General features: G+C 44.0%; 4 protein-coding genes. All 4 read right to left on the bottom strand.

Annotated features, from left to right (window positions below):
• The coding region (locus MED121_RS15190; protein WP_009834609.1) for a GTP-binding protein at positions 1 to 926 on the bottom strand (926 nt) is incomplete at its 3' end.
• Positions 927 to 944: 18 nt separating this feature from the next.
• Complete coding sequence (gene rpsG, locus MED121_RS15185) at positions 945 to 1,418, bottom strand: 30S ribosomal protein S7 (protein ID WP_009834608.1); 474 nt, start codon at positions 1,416 to 1,418, stop codon at positions 945 to 947.
• Between the two features lie 100 nt (positions 1,419 to 1,518).
• Entirely contained in the window at positions 1,519 to 1,890 is a 372-nt protein-coding gene (rpsL, locus tag MED121_RS15180; protein WP_009834607.1) for a 30S ribosomal protein S12, read from the bottom strand.
• 138 nt (positions 1,891 to 2,028) lie between these two features.
• Entirely contained in the window at positions 2,029 to 6,231 is a 4,203-nt protein-coding gene (rpoC, locus tag MED121_RS15175) for a DNA-directed RNA polymerase subunit beta' (protein WP_009834605.1), read from the bottom strand.
• Between the last annotated feature and the right edge of the window lie 35 nt (positions 6,232 to 6,266).

Below are 6,266 nucleotides of genomic sequence, written 5' to 3'. Positions count from 1 at the left end.
TCTCGACTATCTGGCGTTTCACCATTCTCTAGCGTACATTCAATAGCCTTCACCTCTAACGGCGACGGCAGATACTCAACAACTGCATCAAGTACAGCTTGAACACCTTTATTCTTGAAAGCTGAACCGCAAGTTACCAAGACAATTTCGTTTGCCAGCGTTCTAGCACGCAAACCTATCTTGATATCTTCAACAGACAACTCACCTTCTTCAAGGTATTTATCCATCAGCTCATCATTTGCCTCAGCCGCAGCCTCAACAAGCTTTTCACGCCACTCTTCTGCAGTATCAAGCAAATCAGCAGGAATCTCTTCATAATTGAAGGTCATACCCTGATCAGCTTCATTCCACATAACAGCTTTCATCAATATCAAATCGATAACGCCTTTAAAGTCGTCTTCAGAACCAATATTGATGTTAATAGGTACAGCATTTGCTCCAAGACGCTCTTCAAGTTGCTCAACCACATTAAAGTAATTAGCACCAACTCGGTCCATCTTATTCACAAACACCAATCGTGGAACTTCATATTTATTGGCTTGACGCCAAACCGTTTCAGTTTGAGGCTGAACACCCGAAGATCCACAAAGTACGACAACCGCACCATCCAACACTCGCAATGAACGCTCAACTTCTATAGTGAAGTCTACATGCCCAGGCGTATCAATAATATTGACTCTGTGTTGATCAAACTGCTGACTCATCCCGCCCCAAAAACAGGTAGTAGCAGCAGATGTTATAGTAATACCGCGCTCTTGCTCTTGCTCCATCCAATCCATAGTGGCTGCGCCATCATGAACCTCACCAATTTTGTGAGACAGACCAGTGTAGAAAAGAACGCGTTCAGTTGTCGTCGTTTTACCAGCGTCAACGTGTGCACAAATACCAATATTGCGATAGCGATTGATAGGTGTTGTACGTGCCACGATTTACTCTCCGAATTTTTAGAAACGGTAATGCGAGAACGCTTTGTTAGCTTCTGCCATGCGGTGAACGTCTTCACGTTTCTTAACAGCAGAACCTTTGTTTTCAGCAGCATCTAAGATTTCGCCAGCTAGACGAAGTGCCATTGATTTCTCCCCACGCTTACGTGAAGATTCAACCAACCAACGCATAGATAGAGCTGCACGACGTGCAGGACGTACCTCAACAGGTACTTGGTAGGTAGCACCACCAACACGGCGAGATTTAACCTCAACCATTGGCTGGATAGATTCTAGTGCTTTTTCGAAGATAGCCATTGGCTCTTCTGTTTTAGCGCGAGATGCAACAGTATCTAGAGCATTATATACAATGCTTTCTGCTACAGACTTCTTGCCACTAACCATTACATGGTTAATGAATTTAGCAAGAAGTTGGCTTCCATGTTTAGGATCTGGAAGTACTTCACGCTTTGCGACTACGCGTCTTCTTGGCATGTCTATATCCTTTCTTCAGGTTTGCCCGAGACAAAAATTTGTGCTCGGCCTTACTGTATTAAATTTTATGTCTAATCGTGCTACTAGATAAGTTAAAAACTTACTTAGGACGTTTAGTACCGTACTTAGAACGGCCTTGCTTACGGTTTTGTACGCCTGAAGTATCAAGACTACCGCGAACTGTGTGGTAACGAACACCTGGCAAATCTTTTACACGACCGCCACGGATCAACACAACACTGTGCTCTTGTAGGTTATGACCTTCACCACCAATGTAGGAAGTTACTTCAAAGCCGTTAGTCAAGCGAACACGACATACTTTACGCAAAGCCGAGTTAGGCTTTTTAGGTGTAGTAGTATATACGCGTGTGCAGACACCGCGGCGTTGCGGACAAGCTTGTAACGCAGGAACGTCACTCTTTGCCACTTTACGTTTACGTGGTTTACGAACCAACTGGTTAATGGTTGCCATTAAACAAGCTCCACTGAATCCAACATCAAAAGGCGGAAATCGCCAATATTTAGGATGCGCAAGTTTAATTTGCGCTTATAAAACAGTCAATAGGGAGGCGACTAAAAAATCGCCTCCCTACCCAATTTGCATCGAATTTTAGTCTTTTAGTGCCGCACTCAATGCTTCTTCTACATCAGAAGCACTAATTGTTGCTGAACCTTCTTTCTCTGCGCGCGCAAGTTCTTTCTTATTCTTGCGCTCACTGTGGTAAGCCAAACCTGTTCCCGCTGGGATCAGACGACCTACAACAACGTTCTCTTTCAGGCCACGCAAGTGGTCTTTCTTACCTGTTACCGCACCTTCAGTTAACACGCGAGTTGTTTCCTGGAAGGATGCTGCAGATATGAATGACTCAGTTGCCAAAGAGGCCTTAGTGATACCGAGTAGAACACGCTCGTATTTAGCAATGAATTTTTGTTCAGCTTCCGCCTCTTCATTTGCTTCAAGTACTTGCGTCAATTCAACTTGATCACCTTGAATCAGGTTAGTATCACCTGATTCAGAAATATCTACCTTACGTAGCATTTGACGAACGATAACCTCAATGTGCTTATCGTTGATCACAACACCCTGTAGACGGTAAACCTCTTGAATCTCACTAGTAATGTATTCAGCCAATGCCGCTACACCTTTCAAGCGCAAGATATCATGAGGGTTCAATGGACCATCGGCAATAATCTCACCACGTTCCACTTCTTCACCATCAAAGATGTTGATTTGACGCCATTTAGGAATCAAGGTCTCAATTGGATCAGATCCATCTTGAGCATTGATTACCAAACGAATCTTACCTTTTGTCTCTTTACCAAAGCTAACCACACCAGACGCTTCAGCCATAACAGCTGGATCTTTAGGGCGACGCGCTTCAAATAAGTCAGCAACACGAGGTAGACCACCGGTAATATCCTTGTTACCAATTGTTTCTTGAGGAATACGTGCAAGTACCTCACCAGACTTAATGCTGGTACCATGATCCAAGCTCAAAAGCGCTTTTTCAGGAAGCATGTATTGCACTGGAGAATCTGTACCCGGAACAAGTACTGGTTCACCCTTCTCATCAACAACCGCGATCATAGGACGTAAATCCTTACCTGCAGCTGGACGATCTTTAATCTCAAGAATCTCAATTGTTGTCAAACCAGTCATTTCGTCAGATTGACGACGAATTGTTTGACCTTCTTCCATACCACTGAATTCAAGACGACCTTCCATCTCAGAAACAATTGGGTGTGTGTGCGGATCCCAGTTAGCAATCACTTGGCCTGCTGACACTTCTTCGCCATCTTTAACCGTTAGCAAAGCACCATATGGAAGTTTATAACGCTCTTTCTCACGACCCGCTTCATCAGCAATTGCCAATTCAGAAGAACGCGAAACAATAACTAGGTTACCGTCAAAACGTGTAATCGCTTTCATTTTATGGAAACGAACGGTACCTGCACTCTTAACCTGAACACTATCGACAGCAGACGCACGAGACGCTGCACCACCGATGTGGAAGGTACGCATTGTCAGCTGAGTACCGGGCTCACCGATAGACTGAGCAGCAACAACACCGATTGCTTCACCAATGTTAACCAAATGACCACGACCAAGGTCACGACCGTAACAAGTACTACATACACCGTGTTTAACATCACAAGTGATAACAGAACGTACTAGCATCTCGTCTACACCAGCAGATTCGATTGTGCGCACGTGGTGCTCATCAATCAAAGTACCGCCAGGTAATACAACATTACCTTTACTATCCATTACATCAGTAGCTGCTACACGACCTAGTACACGTTGACCTAGAGGGATTACTACATCACCACCCTCGATCATTGCACTAGCAATCAAACCACGCTCAGAACCACAGTCTACATCTGTTACTACAAGGTCTTGCGCTACATCTACAAGACGACGAGTTAGGTAACCAGAGTTAGCTGTTTTCAAAGCGGTATCGGCCAAACCTTTACGCGCACCGTGAGTCGAGGTGAAGTACTGAAGTACTGACAAACCTTCACGGAAGTTAGCTGTGATAGGTGTTTCGATGATGGAACCATCTGGTTTCGCCATCAGACCACGCATACCACCAAGCTGACGCATCTGAGCAACACTACCACGGGCACCGGAGTCGGCCATCATATAAACTGAGTTAAATGATTGCTGCTCAACAGTTTCACCTGCTTTGTTAGTTGTCTGCTCTTTCGCCAAGTTTTTCATCATGGCATCGGTTACTTTCTCGTTGGTACGAGACCACAAGTCGATAACCTTATTGTATTTCTCACCCTGAGTTACAAGACCATCAGCGTACTGATATTCGATCTCTTTAACTTCAGACTCAGCTTGTTCAATGATTTCTGCTTTTTCTGGCGGAATAACAAAGTCATCTACACCAACAGAAGAACCTGATGCTGTTGCATACTGGAAACCGGTATACATCAATTGGTCAGCAAAGATACAGCTCTCTTTCAAGCCGACTTTACGGTAACACTCATTAATCAGGTTAGAGATCGCCTTCTTCTTCATTGTTTGGTTAACAACAGAGAATGGTAGGCCATCAGGTACAATATCAAACAATAAAGCACGACCAACAGTTGTATCAGCAATAAAGGTAGAAGACACCTTGTCACCTTCAATTGTTGTATCTACTTGATTGATACGAACCTTAACTTTGGCATGCAAAGCAACTTGCTTAGCACCATATGCACGATGAACCTCTTTAATGTCAGAGAACATCATACCTTCACCTTGCGCGTTAATTTTGTCACGCGTCATATAGTAAAGACCTAATACAACGTCCTGAGAAGGAACGATGATAGGTTCACCATTTGCTGGAGAAAGGATGTTGTTAGTCGACATCATAAGCGCACGCGCTTCCAACTGAGCTTCAATAGTCAGAGGAACGTGTACCGCCATTTGGTCACCATCAAAGTCAGCGTTATATGCCGCACACACAAGTGGGTGCAACTGAATCGCTTTACCTTCGATTAGCATAGGCTCAAATGCCTGGATACCTAAACGGTGAAGAGTAGGCGCACGGTTAAGCATAACCGGGTGCTCACGGATTACTTCATCTAGGATATCCCAAACTTCTGGTGTTTCACGCTCAACCATTTTCTTCGCCGCTTTGATGGTTGTAGCCATACCGCGAAGCTCTAATTTAGAGAAAATAAATGGTTTGAATAACTCAAGCGCCATCTTCTTAGGAAGACCACACTGATGTAAGCGTAAAGATGGACCTACTGTGATTACAGAACGACCAGAATAATCGACACGTTTACCCAACAAGTTCTGACGGAAACGACCTTGCTTACCCTTGATCATATCAGCAAGAGATTTCAAAGGACGCTTGTTAGAACCGGTAATTGCACGACCACGACGACCATTATCCAATAGCGCATCAACAGATTCTTGCAACATACGTTTTTCGTTACGTACGATGATATCTGGCGCAGCCAATTCCAATAGACGTTTTAGACGGTTATTACGGTTGATAACACGGCGATACAAGTCATTCAAATCAGACGTCGCAAAACGACCACCTTCAAGTGGTACTAGAGGACGAAGATCCGGCGGAAGTACTGGCAGCACTTCAAGCACCATCCACTCTGGGTTATTACCAGAATGATAGAAAGCTTCTACCAACTTCAGACGCTTAGATAGCTTCTTGATACGTGTTTCAGAGTTAGTAGCATTCAACTCTTCACGCATTGTCTGTATTTCAACAGGCATATCAAGATCGCGTAATAGCATTTGGATCGCTTCAGCACCCATACGGGCATCGAACTCATCACCAAACTCTTCTAGCGCTTCAAAGTATTGCTCATCATTAAGCAATTGGCCTTTATCAAGCGTTGTCATACCTGGATCAATCACGATGAAAGATTCAAAGTACAATACGCGCTCAATGTCACGTAGCGTCATATCTAGGATAAGACCAATACGAGAAGGCAAAGATTTTAGGAACCAGATGTGAGCAACAGGTGAAGCTAGCTCAATGTGTCCCATGCGCTCACGACGCACTTTAGACAAAGCAACTTCAACACCACATTTTTCACAAATAACACCACGGTGTTTCAAACGCTTATATTTGCCACACAAGCACTCATAGTCCTTAATAGGACCAAAGATTTTTGCACAGAACAAACCATCGCGTTCAGGTTTAAAGGTACGATAGTTAATAGTCTCTGGTTTTTTAACTTCACCAAAAGACCATGAACGAATCATATCTGGCGACGCTAGGCCGATACGGATTGTATCGAACTCGTCTGATTGTCCTTGTGATTTTAGAAGACCTAATAAGTCTTTCATAGAAAATCGCCCCGTACGTAAGGCTGGGAGAATCA

The sequence above is a fragment of the Marinomonas sp. MED121 genome (assembly GCF_000153025.1).
Taxonomy (GTDB): Bacteria; Pseudomonadota; Gammaproteobacteria; order Pseudomonadales; family Marinomonadaceae; genus Marinomonas.
This window is presented reverse-complemented; position numbering and strand designations above follow the sequence as displayed.

Bases quoted from the DNA above. Each gene is read 5' to 3' on its own strand.
- rpoC (WP_009834605.1), bottom strand. From the start codon at position 6,231: ATGAAAGACTTATTAGGTCTTCTAAAATCACAAGGACAATCAGACGAG.
- rpsG (WP_009834608.1), bottom strand. From the start codon at position 1,418: ATGCCAAGAAGACGCGTAGTCGCAAAGCGTGAAGTACTTCCAGATCCT.
- rpsL (WP_009834607.1), bottom strand. From the start codon at position 1,890: ATGGCAACCATTAACCAGTTGGTTCGTAAACCACGTAAACGTAAAGTG.